Here is a 16,983-nt window from a genome sequence, read left to right on the forward strand (position 1 = left end):
CCCCCTCTCCCCCCCCCCCCCCCCCCCCCCCCCCCCCCCCCCCCCCCCCCCCCCCCCCCCCCCCCCCCCCGGGACGATGCTCCCGCGTTGGGATGGAAGACGCGGTCCGCCGTTGCTATGCCCAGTGGGTCGCCTTGCCCTGCTCAGGGCCCCACTCCCAGCGTGCCGGCGCCGGACGCGGCAGCGCGGGCTGTGAGTTCTTCCGGTCGGCTATATCCTCTCCGGAGTGCGCCAGTCGGCCCGGCATCGCGCATGCCGCATTCGTCGCGCCATCCTTGTGCCCTCCCCGTCCCGTGCTGGTGCATTGTGCACGTATCGGGGACCGCTTCCGGGCACGTCTGACAACACAAATCCGTGCGGCAACTTGTGGGGACGGGATTTGTGCGGTTCGGCCCAGCGCCTGCCCCCCCTTTTCCTTCAGATGCAGGTTGCCCCGTACACCGTGCGGGTGGACGAACAGCTCAGGCGATGCCCGCATTTGAGCGGCCTGGGGCGCGAATCGATCCGCGAGGCTTAAGAGGAAACGCTGGCTGACGCGGTCCGTCACCCCGTGGCATCGTCGGCAGTTAGAGCAGACAGGCGGGCAAGCTGTGTTTCGCTCGGAGAGCCGGCTTCGGCCTGGTAAGTGACCAACTGCTGTCCGGGGGCGCCGGACACGTCGAAAGACTGGTAGATCAGGGTGAGGTCGCCGACCTGGTGGTGGTGCAGCATTTTGATCGAACGAGTTTTGCCTCGTACGTCGTATTGCTGCCACAGGCGGAGAAATTCGGGGCTTTTCTCGGACAGTTGGCGTACAAGATCCTGCAAGGCGGTGTCATCCGGATCGACACTGGCGGCCGCGCGAAGATGGGCCACGCCCGTGCGGGCGATCTCATCCCAGTTCTGGTAGAACGTGCGAGCGGCAGGATTCAGGAAGGTGAAACGCACCAAATTGCCATCCTCAAGGACCACCGAATACAGGGCTCGCCCCAGCCTGTTACCAGCCAAGATGTCGAGTCGAGGGCTAAGAATCATTGCAGGCGTGTCCCCGTATGCCTCCAGCATGTCTTGGAGGTGCGGGCTCACGTCCTCTCGGCGCTTGGCCCAGTGCTGCCCTGTCCGTCGAGCGAGGTGGTGCAGATGTTCTTCGGCTTCCCGATCAAGACCGAAGACACGGGTGAGCGCATCGAGGACCTGGTCCGACGGGTACTTCTCGCGCCCCTGTTCCAAACGCGCGTAGTACCCCTCACTGAGGCCAGCCAAGGTGGCAACTTCTTCGCGCCGCAGCCCTGGCGTGCGGCGCGGTCCGGTGTCGGGTAGCCCCACCTGAGCCGGCGAGGTCGCCGCCCTCCTGGCCCGAATGAATGCACCAAGACCGGTGAAATCTTCCATGAAGGCAGGCTAACGCCTCGGGGCTGGCGCTGGGTGTACGTGTGGCGTCCACCCAGGCGGCGTGGCCCTTTCGCCACGTGACTCTTTGCAGTATTCACGTCACAGTGGGTTGCGCTATCGCGACGTGAGCCGCTCATCCGGCGTTCCGATGTCTCATTGCCGATCGTGGGGATAACCCGATGCCGTTCCTTGAGGGGACACCACGCCCGCGATGGGGATGGCATCAGCCAAGTTTGGGGGTCGCTCGACAGAACCTGGCAGGAAATTTCGCGAGGATTATTTCTGCGATCAGGGCACGACGCACATCGATACAGTTTCCGTGACGCGACGGGCCCTGATGTCAGACATCGGTGCAGCACTGCACAAGCCGCGCGAGAAAAGCGAGTAAAAATGTCTCACCACCTCGATTCCCCCATCGCCCGCCAGGACCCGCGACTGGACATCACGGATTTCTACCTTTTCCGAGGTGAGCGCGGCACGGTCTTCGTCCTGAACGTGTCGCACTCGCTTGCCGGGGAGGACATTCCCCGTGGCTTCCACCCGGAGGGCCGCTACGAATTCAAGATCGACGGGAACGGTGACGCGGTGGAGGAGCTGACCTACCGCTTCACCTTTGGTGAGGCCGACCCGGACGGTGCCCAGCGATACACCCTGCACCGCCTCATCGGCTCGCACTCCGAGGACCCCTTTGCCCGGGGTGAGCTCATCGGCGAGGGGGTCACTGGCGAGACTGCCAGCTTCGGCCGTGGCGCCCGATCGTGGGCCGGCAAGGCGGGGGATCCGTTCTGGATCGAGCCCGATGTGCTTCACGCCGTCGGCAAGGCGGTCAAGGAGGGCACACGGGTGGACCTGAACGGATGGAGCCCCGACCGTGCCGTCAACCTGTTCGCGGGCCACACTGTTCACTCGCTCGTCCTGGAGGTCTCCGAAAACGAGGTTGCCGAACTCGCGGGCGGACGGCGCATCGGCGCATGGGCGCTGTCAAGCCTGGCGACCGACGCCGGCGGCTGGCGGCAGATCAACCGGGCAGGACTCCCCATGATCCACCCGCTCTTCACCCAGCTCGACGAGCACTTGGGCGACCACCTCAACATCGGCCGTCCGGCCGACGACATCGTCACGTTCGGTGCTTCCATCGCCGAGATGATCGCTGGCACCGTGCGTGCTTACGGCACCGCCGAGGACCCCGAAGCCTACGGCCGGACGGTCGCGGCGAAGGTCTTCCCCAACGTGCTGCCGTACACCATCGCCACCCCCGCCGTGTACGGCTTCGCGGAGTGGAACGGGCGCTCCCTGACGGACAACGCCCCCGACGTGATGTTCTCGCTGGCGACCAACACGCCGGTGACGCTCGGGATCAACAAGGACTCGATCACTTCCAAGCCGTCCCAGGTGTTTCCCTACGTACCGACTGCCTGACACCGCGCCCCGCCGGGCCGGCACCACCCCCGTGCCGGCCCGGCGGCCTCCTCCATCCCCTGCCGGGGCATGGGATGCCGGCAATTGACAGAAAGCACGAGAACCCCATGTCCGCTCAAGCTATGAGTCACTCGTCCCATCGAAGCAAGCGATGGCCAGCACGCGTCATGACCAGATCGGAATGGACCCGGCTTGCGGGCATGGCCACGTTCATTGTGTTCCTGCACGTCATCGGCTGGTTCACCCTGGTTGAGATCGTGGCACCACGCCACTACAGCGCCGGAACCCAGACATTTGGCATCGGGATCGGCCTGACGGCGTACACGCTGGGCATGCGGCACGCCTTCGACGCAGACCACATCGCGGCGATCGACAACACGACCCGCAAGCTCATGCACGAGGGCAAGCGTCCGCTGTCTGTGGGTTTCTGGTTCTCCCTGGGGCACTCCAGCATCGTCTTCGTGCTCGCCCTCATACTCTCCGTTGGCGTGCGCTCCCTCGCCGATCCGGTCCAGAACAGCAATTCGCGTCTGCACCACATCACGAGCTGGGTGGGCACTACCGTCTCGGGCACCTTCCTCTACCTGATCGCGTTCATCAATCTCGCCCTCCTGACCGGCATCTGGAAGGTCTTCCGGGAGATGCGCCGCGGTCACTTCGACGAGGCAGCCCTGGACGAGCAGCTCAACAACCGCGGTCTCATGAACCGCATCCTGGGAAGGGTGATGAAGTCTGTCACCAAGCCCTGGCAGATGTACCCCCTGGGAATGCTGTTCGGCCTCGGATTCGACACCGCCACCGAGATCGCGCTCTTGGTCCTGGCGGGGACCGGCGCCGCCTCCGGCTTGCCCTGGTACGCCCTTCTGTGCCTGCCAGTTCTATTTGCTGCTGGCATGTCGCTGTTGGACACCATCGATGGGTCCTTCATGAACTTTGCCTACCAATGGGCGTTCTCCAAGCCCGTACGGAAGGTCTACTACAACTTGACCATCACGGGCCTGTCGGTCGCTGTCGCATGGCTCATTGGCACTGTTGAGCTACTCGGGCTCGTCGCAGAGAAGGCCCACATGAAGGGTGCCTTCTGGCGCTGGATCGGCGGACTCGACCTCAACGCGCTCGGATACTTCATTGTCGCGCTCTTCTTCGGCACCTGGATGGTCGCCATGGGGGTGTGGAGGTGCGCCGGCATCGAGAAGAAGTGGACCACGTCTCTTGAGGCAGACAGCGAATCTTTGGCTCCGGCGGCAGCCTCGGCCGGTCACCGCAACTGAAGCATCAGAAAGCAGTGCTGGCGTCGCAGTGGACGTCAGTTTGCCGCATCGCTCCCATGCTGAACTACATGTCGGCGCCGTGGTCGACGTCGCGCCCGGCCCGCTGACCGAGACCTTGCGTGGTGGCCGTATCGTCTCTCAGCCGCGCATGGCGGATGCGAAAATGGCCGGGAGAGCCAGCAGACTGGGCGCCGCAGTGAAGCGCGTGACAAGCCGCATCGTGGTCAGCGCCGAGCGGTTGGTCACAAAAAACGGCGGCCGTGGTGACATGGACGGCGCCCCTTGGAACAGCCCTCGTGGCGCCGGCGCGAACGGAGCGTACAGGACAGACTTCTCGATGTCTTCGAGCATGAAGGCATTGTGCACGAACCCAATGCCGCTGCCGACGTCTTGCTGAGTGTTTCCCGGGAAGGCACCCCAAGGTGCGTAGCCGAGGAGGAAGCCCAGGCCTGCCCAGCAGTTGACCCCCACAGTGCCAAACTGAAGACGATCGATTATGCGTTCCAGCACTTCACGATCGGTTCGGAGCGTTTTCGGGTGCGCGATGAGGGTGGCGCCGAGGGAGCCGGGAAGCATATCGTTGGCGAACTCCGCGGCCTTGGTCAAGTAGTCCAGGGTACTCCCTCCCGGAAGGCGCACGACTCCCAGCGCGTCACCGAATACCTCACTTTTGATCAGCGGACCGTCAAAATCCGTGATATCGGGTACAAGGAGTCGGGAGCCATCACCGTAGACCTCCGCCTCCGGGTGGGCTGTGGCAACTTTTCCCAGCCGATCATCAGCACCAGGGTAGTAGTTGCTGCGGGGCGGCAAGGCACGCAGCAGGCGCCGTATCTCCTGCAGCAGTCGCTCGGTGCCATCCCAGTCGCGAGGCACCACCAGTATCTGACTGGCGATGCAATTGTGGCCCGAATTATTGAGCTTGCTTGTGACGATGTTCTCAGCCTGGAACCGGAAGTCGGCCGCGCGCCAAGGGCCGGGTGCCACTAGGCACGGGCTGACCCCGCCCAGTTCACTGCTAAGAGGCTTGTTCATGAGGCGCTGTCCGCGACGTCGGCGATCCATGGCGTCCGTACCGGTGCCCCAGACAATGGCATCGCGTGTACGGCCACTGCCAGTTACATGGACGGTGTCGACGCCCTCGTGCCGGACCAAGTACTCGCCTTCGCGTGCACCTCCGTCGACGAAGCGCACCCAGTCCCGCGCGATGAATTCTCCGAATACGTATTCAAAATGAGGCTTCAGATAGGAGTTGACGGGGTTCATCTTGGCTATAACTGCCTGGCCTTCGACGTACAACTTGTGCAGGATGTCGAGAGCCACGATGGCGGCAACGTTCCCCGCACCAAGTACCAGACTCACGCCAGGACGGAATCCATCACTCCGGTGCGGGCTCGCCGCTCTATCACGAACCTGCCGTGCCGTAACGCCTGGCCGCATCCAGACCCGCGCACTGAAGCCGTTGAGCAGCATCCGGTCCCAGCCGGTTACGGGGAAGACATCGACGTGGACGCGCGCGCCCCGCACATGGATGTTCTGGGTCTTTACGGGGTCCTGGCCGTTGGCGATACGCCGTAGAACGTGCAGATATGCCGTGGCACTCTGTACTAGGGCCCACGGGCCGCCGGCCCAGTCCTCAGCTGCCCACGCAGAACTTGGGCCGTAGCCTTTGGCACGCGCCGCCGCCGTCACCATGACGTCAGAGCGCGACAGCACCCGCGGGAGCAGTCGTTCCAGCATGACGATGCGGTCTGCTAGCGGGCTCGCGGCCCAGGAGCCGGCGCCCCGGCGCAGATCAGCGATGGACCGGTCAAGGGCAGCAGCGTTGAGCGCTCTGACGTCCACGTTCGTTGCTCCTTAGGTCTCACAATTTCGTGCTTGTAATTGCAGATAATTAGTGCTGTGAGGTCGGCGAAGTGCTCGCTCACATGGGCTCGTAGCGGCGCGGAGTTTCCGAAATTGTGCCCGCCGGGGGGTGGCCCCTGTGGGGAAAAGATGGTGCGAAGCCACTACCCATTCCTGTCTGCTGAACCCACAGTGGTCGGTCAGCAAGATTACTTCGGCAATGCCCATTTCAAGATTCCAGGCATGCTTTCCTGAGTGCAACATGACACGAGACCCATGTCCGAGCTTGCTTGGATCGTCCCCCATCCAAGCACATGCACACGTTGGTGGGTCCTCCGCATTGGTACGGGACCGCGGTGTAACGAAGCGCACATATTCGGCAGTTCGGCGTGAGAATAGATGAGGACGTAGCGGGCAGAGTCGGCTACGCGCCTCATTGACTCGTGGCGGCGCACGAGTGTACCTGTTACGTACACCCAAGATGGACCTTGAGTGTTGTTCGGGTGCCCTACCCTTAGCCTAAGAGGCTGCCTACCGTGCCGACGTCACAATATTCTCGGCAGGTGTGGCTTCGGGTACACCGACTTGAGTGCTGGGCACGCGAGCGATATATACGGCCACATTCAACCTGCGGTCAGTCAATGTTTCCGCCTCTTGCCGCTCCCCGGGCCCATCCGGCGCCGGGGTGCTCCCGCACCCAAGGTGACTTGCATCCTTGCGTGAGTAAGTTCGTGAAAGGGAAAGCAGTGGCTGAGCTGTTCTACGGCGACGACGCCGACCTGTCCATCATCCAGGGCCGCAAGGTCGCGGTCATCGGCTACGGGAGCCAGGGCCACGCGCACGCGCTGTCGCTGCGCGATTCGGGGGTCGATGTGCGCGTCGGCCTGCACGAGGGCTCCAAGTCCAAGGCGAAGGCGGAGGAGCAGGGTCTTCGCGTGGTCACCCCCGCCGAGGCCGCGGCCGAGGCCGACGTCATCATGATCCTGGTCCCGGACCCGATCCAGGCGCGGGTGTACGAGGAGTCCGTCAGGGACAACCTGAGGGACGGCGACGCGCTGTTCTTCGGACACGGCCTGAACATCCGCTACGGCTTCATCAAGCCCCCGGCCGGTGTCGACGTGTGCATGGTCGCCCCCAAGGGCCCGGGTCACCTGGTGCGCCGTCAGTACGAGGAGGGCCGCGGCGTCCCGTGCATCGCGGCGGTCGAGCAGGACGCGACCGGGGGCGGCTTCGCGCTCGCGCTGTCCTACGCCAAGGCCATCGGCGGCACCCGTGCGGGCGTCATCAAGACGACGTTCACCGAGGAGACCGAGACCGACCTGTTCGGTGAGCAGGCGGTGCTCTGCGGTGGTACCGCGGCGCTGGTCAAGGCCGGTTTCGAGACCCTGACCGAGGCTGGTTACCAGCCGGAGATCGCGTACTTCGAGTGCCTGCACGAGCTGAAGCTCATCGTGGACCTGATGTACGAGGGCGGCCTGGAGAAGATGCGCTGGTCGATCTCCGAGACCGCCGAGTGGGGCGACTACGTCACCGGTCCGCGCATCATCACCGACGCCACCAAGGCCGAGATGAAGAAGGTCCTGGCGGAGATCCAGGACGGCTCCTTCGCCAACAACTGGATCGCCGAGTACAACGCCGGTCTGCCGCGCTACAACGAGTACAAGAAGGCCGACGAGAACCACCTGCTGGAGACCACCGGCAAGAAGCTCCGCAAGCTCATGAGCTGGGTCGAGAACGGTGACTGATCCGTCCCCGCGGGTGCAGGCGCCCTCCGACCGGCGCGCGGATCCCCGCTTCGCCGCCCTCCTCCTGGACAGCTACCGCCGTTTGGTGGGCGTCGACCTGTGTCCACCGGTGTGGGCATCGGACGCCGAGGCCGCCCAGTGGCTCTACGAGAAGGCGCCCTTCGTGCTACTGGCTCACGACGCGTCAGCCGACCCGCTGTTCCTCTACGCCAACCGCACCGCGCAGCGGGCCTTCGGCTACACCTGGGACGAGTTCATCGGCCTTCCCTCGCGCCTGTCGGCCGCGCCGGATGCGCAAGAGGACCGGGATGCCCTTCTCGCGTCGGTGAACGAACACGGCTACGCCGACGGATACCAAGGACTGCGACGGCACAAGGAGGGCCGCATATTCCGGATCGAGGACGTCCGCATGTGGAACCTAGAGGACTCCGAGGGCACCCGCCACGGGCAGGCTGCCGTGTTCCATCCGTCGGCCGGATCTGGACCGTCCGCGGTCGAGGCGATGACAGCCGGGTGATGGCCGCAACCGCGCCCACTCGAGCAGCACGATTGGGACACGCTCTCGTACGACCGAGCTCTTATCTCCACCGGCCGTAGGTGCTGGGCGGGCCGTCGTTCACGGAGGCGATCTCGAGCTCGTCCGCTTTGCCGCTCGCTGGGCGAGGCGCGGCGAGAATCCGGGATGTAGAGCCCGTAGGAGACCGGGATACGCGTGTTAAACGTTGGGCCACCGTGCTCATGACGAAACGAGCTGAATCGGGAGCACGGAGCGACTGCACCTCCCTTGATCAGCGCTATCGACAGGACTCGAAGTTAGTTGACTAATGATCCCGCATATGCGCCTGACTGCGCAGCGAATCATCCGCGGACCGTACTGATCATAGGGGCGAGTGCAGCAGGGCTATTGACCGCAGCTGCACTCGCACCGCTCGCGGACGTCACGCTCGTCGAACGTGACGACCTGCCCGACCAACCACACCCACGCCGCGGGGTGCCACAAGCCCGGCACGCACATCTGGTGTGGAGCGGTGGAGTCACTGCCTTCGACGAACTGATTCCCGGAGCCATTAACGACATCCTCGCGCGCGGCGGCCGTCTGGCCCACATCATGGGCGACATGGTGTGCCGCGCGCCCAATGGCATCTGGTTCAGGCGCTTCCTAAGTAACCGCCACCGGGCTTTGGTCAGTTCTCGCGACCTCATGGACTTTGTGCTCCGGGATCTGGTCCTCGCTCTAGGCAGCGTCAGCTTGCGGCCCAACACCACTGTGATTGGGATAGAAGGGGATGCTAGCCGAGTTACAGGCGTCCGGATCCGTACTGGCGAGGAAGAGTCGATCCTGTCGGCCGACTTGATCGTGGACGCCTCGGGTCGCGGCTCTCGGGCACCCCAGTGGCTCCAGGGTCTCGGGTTGCCGCGTGTCGCTGAGCGGGTGGTGGACGCAGGCGTTACCTATGCCACGCGTCTCTTCAATGCACCCGCGGCTGCCTCGAACACGGAGTTCCCTCTGATCAACGTGCAGGCCAACCCGGCTGCTCCCCCCGGAAAGGGGGGGTTGCTGCTGCCAATCGAGGGAAACCGCTGGCTCGTCACGCTAAGGGGCACTCGCGGCGGAGAGCCCACCACTGACCCCAACGCCTTCGTAGACTTCGCGCTCAGCCTTCCGGATCCCCTGATCGGCTGCCTCATCCGCGACGCGGAGCCACTCGATGACATCACCATCAGCCGTAGTACCGCCAATCGCCGGCGGTACTACGAGAAGCTGAAGAGCTGGCCCGACGGATTCGTTGCAATCGGTGACGCCATCGCCGGATTCAATCCTGTCTACGGACACGGCCTCACGGTTGCCGCTCAGAGCGCAATCGCGGTCCGGGATGTTCTACGCGTGACCAGTCTCATTGCTCCTGGCACCGCCCGCCGCCTCCAACACGCTGCCGCGCGTCCCGTCTCTGCCGCCTGGAGTCTGGCTCTCGGCCAGGACGCCTTCTATCCCGGCGCCACGGAGGCACCTCCGAGCACCGTGGAGCGCCTTCTCGCGCGGTATGTCGACCGGGCGGTGGCCACTGGTGCTCGCAATCCCCAGGCGCTCGAGGCCCTGCTCGACGTCATGAGCCTGGAGAAGCCGCCTGTTCGTCTCTTCTCACCTGGCATGCTCGTCCCCATGCTTTTCGGGCCGAAGCGGCCACGCCTGGTGCAAGCACCACTCCGCGACGCCGAACGTAAAGTCAGCATGCCCTGAAGCCGTCGCATCCTGGGACACGCCAGTCACGCCGGAGGGGCCGGCAAGTCCGTCGCCCGAAGACGTGACTGTTCGGATAACTTCCTGGTCGCTGCTCAGGCCCGACAGCCGTCCGCTGGCAGCACGAGCATCCGCATCCAGGCCCACCTGGCCCGGGATACAGGCGGGCCAGTGGTGGTGTGGATGCCCCGATCTTTCCCTCTGAATCATCGATAACAGTCGCACGTTAGCATTAAAAATGACGCGCCATATTCCATTCTGTGCGGCAATGTAAGTCTTGCGTCGAAAATTGACTTCACGCTCTAATTCCATCAGGAGGAAGTAGGGCTACCCAGCCAAGAAACGTTCTGCTGGCGGGTGCGGGAACTGGCATAGCCCGTCCTAGCCTCGAGTTAATCTGGCGAAGGCGGGCCATACCGTGCTCGCCTCGATGAGGAATCCGGAGGGCGCACCGCAGATTGTCGCCGACGAGATTGTCCGGGTGGTCGGCCTTCCGGCTGGACAGCGCCCCCGCCGCACCGTTGCCGACGCCTCTGACTACGGCGCGGAGATCATCAACGGCGCCGCTGAGGAACTGCGGCTGCGGCTGGCCCGCCGCATGGGCGTCACCGACCTGCTTGGCCGACTGTGACCCGGACGCACCGCGTCCGCACGCATCTCGCATTGCTTCGTCCATACACGTCCGTGCCGCACTTCGGTAACGAATCACGAAGGAGAAACACCATGCCCGTCAGCCGTCGCAAGCTGGGCGCCAACGGCCCCGAGGTGTCCACCATCGGCCTGGGCGCCATGGGAATGTCGGATCTGTACGGTCCCGCCGACGACGCCGAGAGCATCGCCACCCTGCACGCAGCGATCGACGCCGGCCTCAACCTCATCGACACCGGTGACTTCTACGGCTCCGGCGCCAACGAAATGCTCATCGCCCGTGCGCTGCGTGAGCGCAACCGCGAGGACGTCGTACTGAGCGTGAAGTTCGGCTCGCGCCGCGCCCCCGACGGCAGCTTCCAGCCGGTGCCCTACGACGTGTCCCCAGCCGCGGTGAAGGACCGTCTGTCGTACTCCCTGCGCCGCCTGGGCACCGACTACCTCGACATCTATCGCCCTGCCCGCCTCAACCCGCAGATACCGGTCGAGGAGACGGTCGGGGCCCTGGAGGAGATGCGCCAGGCTGGCTACATCCGTCACATCGGGCTGTCCGAGCTCGGCGCCGACACGATCCGCCGTGCGGCGGCCGTGGCCCCGATCAGCGACCTTCAGATCGAGTACTCGCTGCTTTCGCGCGGCCCGGAGGAGAACATCATCCCCGTGCTGCGCGAGCTGGGTATCGGTCTGACCGCCTACGGGGTCCTGTCGCGTGGTCTGCTCAGTGGCCACTGGTCGCCGTCCCGCGAACTGAGCGGCGGTGACTTCCGTGCCCACTCGCCGCGCTTCCAGGGCGAGAACCTTGAGGCCAATCTGCGCTTGGTCGAGGCACTGAGCAGGGTCGCGGAGCGGCTCGGCGCCGTCACCAGTCAGGTGGCCATCGCCTGGGTGGCAGCCCAGGGGCAGGACATCGTGCCCCTGGTCGGTGCCCGTCGCCGCGAGCGTCTGGCGGAGTCGCTCGGGGCCGACGACCTCAAGCTCGACCGGGAGACGCTGGACGAGATCGAGGCGGCCATTCCCGCCGGCTCGGCGGCCGGCGAGCGGTACGCGGCCCCGATGATGGCCACCCTCGACAGCGAACGCTGACCAGCGTGCGGCCGTCCCGGGCGACGGAAGCGCACTCGGATGGCAAGCCCTGGTTGCCGAGCTTCGGCTCTGCAACCAGGGCTCTGCTATGTCCGGGACAGGTAGCACTTGACCTATAACTGATCGTTTCAGAATGAGATCGGCGTGTCGGCTGGCAGTCAGTGATCTTCGTCGGCAGGGTCTGCGGGGTGTCCGATGATCTTGTCCCTGATGACCTGTGGGAACGCATAGCCCCGCTGCTGCCGCCTCAGCCTGAGCGAAGGCACCGGCACCCAGGCCGACTTCGGGTGCCCGACCGTGTTGCCCTGGCGGGCATTGTCTACGTGCTGCGCAAGGGGGTGGCCTGGCGGGACGTCCCTGCCGGCGTGGTGGGCTGCTCCGGCGTGACCGCCTGGCGGCGTCTGCGGGACTGGACCGAAGCAGGAGTCTGGCCCCGCCTGCACGCGGAGCTCCTTGCCGAACTACGCAAGGCCGGTTTGCTCGAGATGGACGACTGCGCGATCGACGGCTCCCATGTCAGGGCCCTCAAAGGGGGGATCACGTCGGGCCTTCGCCGGTCGATCGAGCTCGCCCCGGCTCCAAACACCACCTGATCGTCGACCGCCGCGGCACCCCGCTGGCCGTGTCCGTGACCGGCGGGAACCGGCATGACGTCACGCAGCTGATCCCGCTGCTGGACGCGATCCCCCGAATACGGGGCCTTCAAGGGCGTCCGCGCAGCAAGCCCAAGCGGCTATTTGCCGACCGCGGCTACGACTACGACAAGTACCGCCGGCTGCTTTGGCAGCGCGGGATCAAGCCCCTCATCGCACGGCGCGGCGTCGCTCACGGCTCCGGCTTGGGCAAGACCCGCTGGGTCGTCGAGCGCACCTTCGCCTGGCTCCACCAGTTCAAACGACTGCGGATCCGCTACGAACGCCGCGCCGACCTCCACCAGGGCCTCCTGGAACTCGCCTGCAGCATCATCTGCCTCCGACGACTCCGCACGTCATTCTGAAACGATCAGTAAGCAGACGCACTCGCGCCGTTCCAGCTCGATCAGCAGCGACGGAGAGAGTTCGCGAGCGGTCCAGCACAGGCCAGCCTTGCCCAAACGGCGGCATGTCGACTACTCACTCCCGGCAATCGCTTGAGGCGGTCGCACCTTCGCGGTGCGTGACGGGCAGGGCGGTGTTGAGAGAGGCTTCGTCTCCGCGCACGGTGACCCCTGGCACTGCTGCGGCATGAACGGAGTTGCACCACACAACAGCGTTGGCCCTGGTGCCCGGCGCCCAGGTTAGCGACGACCCGGCGACGTCGATGACCTGCACGTTTGCGGAGAGCCGGTAGTGGCGGTTCGAAGCACCTTGCGACCGGACTGGGACCACTGTGCCGTCCACGGTCCATCTAATACAACGCGAAATCGTGACCGCTCCCGCGCTCATCCGCCGAGCGCGGACCAAAGTAGCGTCGATCGGACTCGGCGATCTCAACGTCATTGATGCTCGCCTCGCGTCTGCGCATGAGCCCGTTCTTGTCGAACTCCCACAGCTCGTTCCCGTAGCTTCGGAACCACTTCCCCTCGATGTCATGCCACTCGTACTGGAATCGCACAGCAATGTGGTCTCCTTCGTACGCCCACAGACTCTTGCGCAATGCGTAGTCGAGTTCCCGTTCCCACTTGGCGGTTAGGAACTCGATGATCGCCGCGCGCCCTCGGATGAGCGCGTCACGGTTGCGCCAGACCGAGTCTGGTGTGTAAGCAAGGGCGACCCTCTGCGGATCTCGACTGTTCCATGAGTCCTCAGCGGCCTGCACCTTGGCCCAGGCGCTCTGCCGATCGAACGGTGGGAACGGCGGACGTGACTCAGTCATGTCGACTTCTCTCTGCTTGGGTAGGGAAGGCATAGATCGGGATCATCCGGTAACCCCCCCTTCTCGCATACATGTGGGTGACTAACCGTGGCGCCCAGCGACCCATCGCGGGGCCGCGGGGGACCCGGTTAGGACGCTTCCTCGGCCGAATGACGGCTGGCAGGCATCACGGATCGAAGAAGATCTTCGCTGCCTTGGAAGCAGTCGCGGAAATCCAGGCGTCGGGGACACCTATCGGCTACCGGACTCGCTACCAGGCCTCTTAGCGCACCGGCAACCGCGCCACTTCATGCGGCCGACGGGACGGACTCCATGATCTCTCACGGGTAGAAGTCTTGCGATGGAGTGGACCCCACGTGTGCACGGCCTCGACTATGGGGACACCCCTATGCACGAGAGCGGGTCGTCGTAGGGCAGGTTACCCTCAGGGGCACAGAAGCCGTACACCCCTAGCTCACCGGTATCGACTCACAGCACCTGATCGCATGCTTTGCGGCCTGCGAATCCTCATGACAATCTAGAGAAGAAAGCGCGTGATGTCGTCAGGACGAGCGCGCACGGACCCGATCCGCAACGTCGGCATACTGATCTCCGCAAGGTTGGCGGCGATATGAGGGAATACGAAAATTTCGCTGCTTCGAATTTGCAGCAAATCATCGATCCGTTCAACCGCTTGGTGCTGGACACCGAAGCTGCAGTCGGCACGCTATATGTATTGCCCGAAGGAGGCGAGGTGCTGCATCTCGCGGTAGTGGCGGGCGCCTCTCGAGGAATCGTTGCTCCGTGGATGCGGATTCCCCTCAGTGAAGTAACACCAGTGGCCGAGGCAGTGCGGGGGCGGCAACTTGTATGGGTGAATACCCCGCAGCAGATGGCTCACCGCTACCCGCGACTCAGGCTCCTGCTGCCCTACGACTTCATGGTTGCATCGGCGCCAATGATTCACGATGATTTGGCATGGGGTGGCATAAGCCTGATATGGCCGACCTCGCATACACCGCAGTTGGAGCAGGAAGAACGCGACAAAATCGATGCATTTTGTGGCAATGCGGGCCAGCTGCTACGGTGCGCGGCAGAACGCGGAAACTCGATACAGCCTGGAGCGGAACCAGCAGTGTTTTCGCCGACGCGTTCGAGCACCGTCGCCCATGCCAAGGCAATGGCCGCGCATGATGCAGTCGAATATTTGGCGGTGGGGTGCCTTTCGCTAGACGCCGACGGTCGAATTGCGTATATTAACAGAATTGCGGCTGAACTTCTCGGAACGGGAGCCGCCGAATTGGTTGGAGTCCGGCCATGGGAGAAGATATCTTGGTTGACTGATCCGGCGTTCGAGGATTGTCACCGCGCTACAGTTGTCAGCCGCCAGTCGACCGAATTCGTCTCCGTGAGGCCACCGGATGGGAAGCTTTCATTTCAATTGCGACCCGGCACCTCGGGCGTGAGCGTTCTCATCAGCCCGCTTACGGATGGTCGCCCGACGATCCCTGGTCTTGCTGAGCGCCCTGCCACGGGTCCGACTGGCGCGTCGGCTCTATACCAGCTCATGCACCTTGCGGCGACGCTTACGGAGGCCGCCGGCGTTGCGGATGTTGTCGACTTGGTGGCCAATCAGTTCGTCCCTTCCTTTGGGGCTCAGGGGCTGGCCCTGATGACAGTCGAAGAGGGTCGACTCAGGGTTGTTGGCTACCGTGGGTACAGCGCCGAATTCGTGGGACAATTTGACGGCGAATCGCTAAGCGCAGACACTCCCTCCACGCAGGTTCTGGCGATGGGAGGGCCGGTCTTCTTCTCCAATTACGCCGAATTTCAGAACACCTATCCCAATCCTGCCCGATACGGTAATAGGGATGCCTGGGCTTTCCTGCCGTTGATAGCCTCAAGCCGACTGATCGGCCTTCTGGTCCTGTCCTATGATCGCTCTCGCTCCTTCCCGGAGGCCGAGCGTGCCCTCCTTACCGCGCTGGCGGGAGTGATCGCGCAGGCGTTGGATCGTGCTCGCCTTTTCGATGTTCGGCATAATCTGTCACGGGCCCTACAAGCGGATTTGCTCCCGCAGGATCTGGCCGCGGTACCTGGACTGCAAGTCGCGGCCCGCTATCTTCCCGCTGGCTTCGGTATGGATATCGGTGGGGATTTTTACGACCTTATTCGCTCTTCAGTTGCATGTGCCGACGTGGTGATTGGTGATGTGCAGGGGCACAGTGTGCAAGCCGCCGCCCTCATGGGACAGGTCCGAACGGCCATCCATGCGCACGCCGCCGTGGGTGCCGCTCCCGGAGAGGTCTTGGCCCGTACGAACCGACTGCTTGCCGACCTCAACCCGGGGCTTTTCACTAGCTGCCTGTATGCACACGTGGATGTTGCCCAAAAGAGCGCCCACTTCGCCACTGCGGGCCATCCCCCGGCCCTGATTCGTCATCCTGGTGCGGAAAGCGCAATTTTGCAGATAAATCCGGGCCCGCTCCTCGGTGTCATCCCAGACGCTGAATACCCCACCACCGAGGTTGCCCTGAGTTCCGGCACGATCTTGGCCCTCTACACTGACGGACTTGTTGAAACCCCAGGTGTCGACATCGGCGACGCCATCGTCGACTTGGCTCACGAACTCACTGGCGCTGGCGAACAGAGTGTAGAGGAAATCGCCGACGCTATTCTGAACCATGCGGCTCGCACTGTACCCGGTACTGACGACAAGGCATTGTTGCTCGTTCGCCTGACAGGCTAAGACGACCACGGCCTTGCCGCGCGCGTCCACCCCGGCGTAGTCCGCGCTCGCGCCTTCGGCCGCCATCAGGGGGAACGAGTAGGTGCCCTGGGGAAGCTCGGCCACGGACGCCGACGGCAGGGCCGTCCGCAGGAGCACGCTGTCCGTCACGGCCTCCCACCTTCCGGGCGGCACGGGCACCCTCTCGGCCGTCTCGCTGGAGGTGTCCTACGACGACGGACACACCTGGCGGAAGACCGCCTGCGGGCACGACGGCCGCTTCAAGCTGTCCGCCCCGAAGCAGGCGCGGTTCGTCTCGCTGCGTGCACGTGCGCACGACTCCGCGGGTTACGCGGTCACCCAGACCGTGAACCGGGCCTTCGGCCTGCGCTGGCGCACGATGTCGCGTTCACACAGGTGCGGGCGGGCCGTTCACGGCCCGCCCGCGGCACACCTGGAGCGTGTGCCGGTTGCCAGCGACTCCCGGAGGGCGACCGTCACGTCCAAACGGTTTGGTTCATCTGCGGGGTCGGGGATGGAGGTCGTCGTTCTGTTCCTCACCGCATCGTGGTCTTAGCGCGGGCGGGCGCCGGGCCTCGAGCTTCCCGGCATGAGAAGGGGCTCGGGTCTCGTTGCTGCGGGCCGGGCCGGTATACGGTGCGGTCGGCCATGGGTGCCTGGGGTTGGTCAGATAGGCGGTCGCCTCACCCGCCTCCAACCCGTTGCCGCGCCCGGCCAGGCGGATCGTCCTCGTAGCCGATGTCAGCAACTGGTTGTGGCCGGACGCCCCGATCTACCGGG

12 protein-coding genes are annotated in these 16,983 nt (G+C 64.4%); 9 read left to right on the forward strand and 3 right to left on the reverse strand.

Features of this window, described 5'->3' with window-relative positions:
* Nucleotides 1-543: 543 nt before the first annotated feature.
* The gene (locus AC3EUJ_RS31255) at nucleotides 544-1,371 is read right to left on the reverse strand and encodes a helix-turn-helix transcriptional regulator (protein ID WP_431967307.1); all 828 of its coding nucleotides are present in this window, start codon (nucleotides 1,369-1,371) and stop codon (nucleotides 544-546) included.
* Between the two features lie 390 nt (nucleotides 1,372-1,761).
* On the opposite strand from AC3EUJ_RS31255, the gene AC3EUJ_RS31260 reads away from it, so the two are divergent.
* Both AC3EUJ_RS31260 and nicT read left to right on the forward strand, forming a co-directional pair.
* Nucleotides 1,762-2,790, forward strand: coding sequence for a DUF4331 family protein (locus AC3EUJ_RS31260; RefSeq protein ID WP_431967357.1), 1,029 nt, complete (start codon nucleotides 1,762-1,764; stop codon nucleotides 2,788-2,790).
* Nucleotides 2,791-2,957: 167 nt separating this feature from the next.
* Entirely contained in the window at nucleotides 2,958-4,061 is a 1,104-nt protein-coding gene (gene nicT, locus AC3EUJ_RS31265; RefSeq protein ID WP_431967309.1) for a Nickel transporter NicT, read from the forward strand.
* Between the two features lie 138 nt (nucleotides 4,062-4,199).
* On the opposite strand, the gene AC3EUJ_RS31270 is transcribed toward nicT, so the two are convergent.
* On the reverse strand, nucleotides 4,200-5,906 hold the full coding sequence (locus AC3EUJ_RS31270) for an aldehyde dehydrogenase family protein (RefSeq protein ID WP_431967311.1): 1,707 nt from the start codon (nucleotides 5,904-5,906) through the stop codon (nucleotides 4,200-4,202).
* 746 nt (nucleotides 5,907-6,652) lie between these two features.
* Here AC3EUJ_RS31270 and ilvC point away from each other — a divergent pair.
* The 6 genes from ilvC to AC3EUJ_RS31300 all read left to right on the forward strand — a co-directional run bounded on the left by ilvC (nucleotide 6,653) and on the right by AC3EUJ_RS31300 (nucleotide 12,618).
* Nucleotides 6,653-7,651, forward strand: coding sequence for a ketol-acid reductoisomerase (ilvC, locus tag AC3EUJ_RS31275; RefSeq protein ID WP_431967313.1), 999 nt, complete (start codon nucleotides 6,653-6,655; stop codon nucleotides 7,649-7,651).
* Nucleotides 7,644-8,168: an MEKHLA domain-containing protein gene (locus AC3EUJ_RS31280; RefSeq protein ID WP_431967315.1), complete on the forward strand. Its 525-nt coding sequence runs from the start codon at nucleotides 7,644-7,646 to the stop codon at nucleotides 8,166-8,168. The genes ilvC and AC3EUJ_RS31280 overlap by 8 nt, the downstream gene beginning before the upstream one ends.
* 357 nt (nucleotides 8,169-8,525) lie before the next feature.
* Nucleotides 8,526-9,890, forward strand: coding sequence for an NAD(P)/FAD-dependent oxidoreductase (locus AC3EUJ_RS31285; RefSeq protein WP_431967359.1), 1,365 nt, complete (start codon nucleotides 8,526-8,528; stop codon nucleotides 9,888-9,890).
* Nucleotides 9,891-10,320: 430 nt separating this feature from the next.
* Nucleotides 10,321-10,521, forward strand: coding sequence for a hypothetical protein (locus AC3EUJ_RS31290; protein ID WP_431967317.1), 201 nt, complete (start codon nucleotides 10,321-10,323; stop codon nucleotides 10,519-10,521).
* 92 nt (nucleotides 10,522-10,613) lie between these two features.
* Entirely contained in the window at nucleotides 10,614-11,621 is a 1,008-nt protein-coding gene (locus tag AC3EUJ_RS31295; RefSeq protein ID WP_431967319.1) for an aldo/keto reductase, read from the forward strand.
* A 188-nt stretch (nucleotides 11,622-11,809) separates the two neighbouring features.
* Nucleotides 11,810-12,618, forward strand: a protein-coding gene (locus AC3EUJ_RS31300) for an IS5 family transposase (RefSeq protein ID WP_431967361.1) whose coding sequence is annotated in 2 segments (ribosomal slippage) — nucleotides 11,810-12,149 and nucleotides 12,149-12,618 — 810 coding nt in all. Because the reading frame shifts where the segments join, the coding sequence is not laid out codon by codon here.
* Nucleotides 12,619-13,007: 389 nt separating this feature from the next.
* Here AC3EUJ_RS31300 and AC3EUJ_RS31305 read toward each other — a convergent pair.
* Nucleotides 13,008-13,475, reverse strand: a complete 468-nt coding sequence (locus AC3EUJ_RS31305; RefSeq protein WP_431967321.1) for a DUF1348 family protein — start codon at nucleotides 13,473-13,475, stop codon at nucleotides 13,008-13,010.
* A gap of 610 nt (nucleotides 13,476-14,085) precedes the next feature.
* Between AC3EUJ_RS31305 and AC3EUJ_RS31310 the strand changes: the two genes are divergently transcribed.
* Nucleotides 14,086-16,203 (forward strand): PP2C family protein-serine/threonine phosphatase, encoded by a 2,118-nt coding sequence (locus AC3EUJ_RS31310; protein WP_431967323.1) that lies wholly within the window; start codon nucleotides 14,086-14,088, stop codon nucleotides 16,201-16,203.
* The last annotated feature ends 780 nt before the right edge of the window (nucleotides 16,204-16,983 follow it).

The sequence above is a fragment of the Actinacidiphila sp. bgisy160 genome (assembly GCF_057707815.1).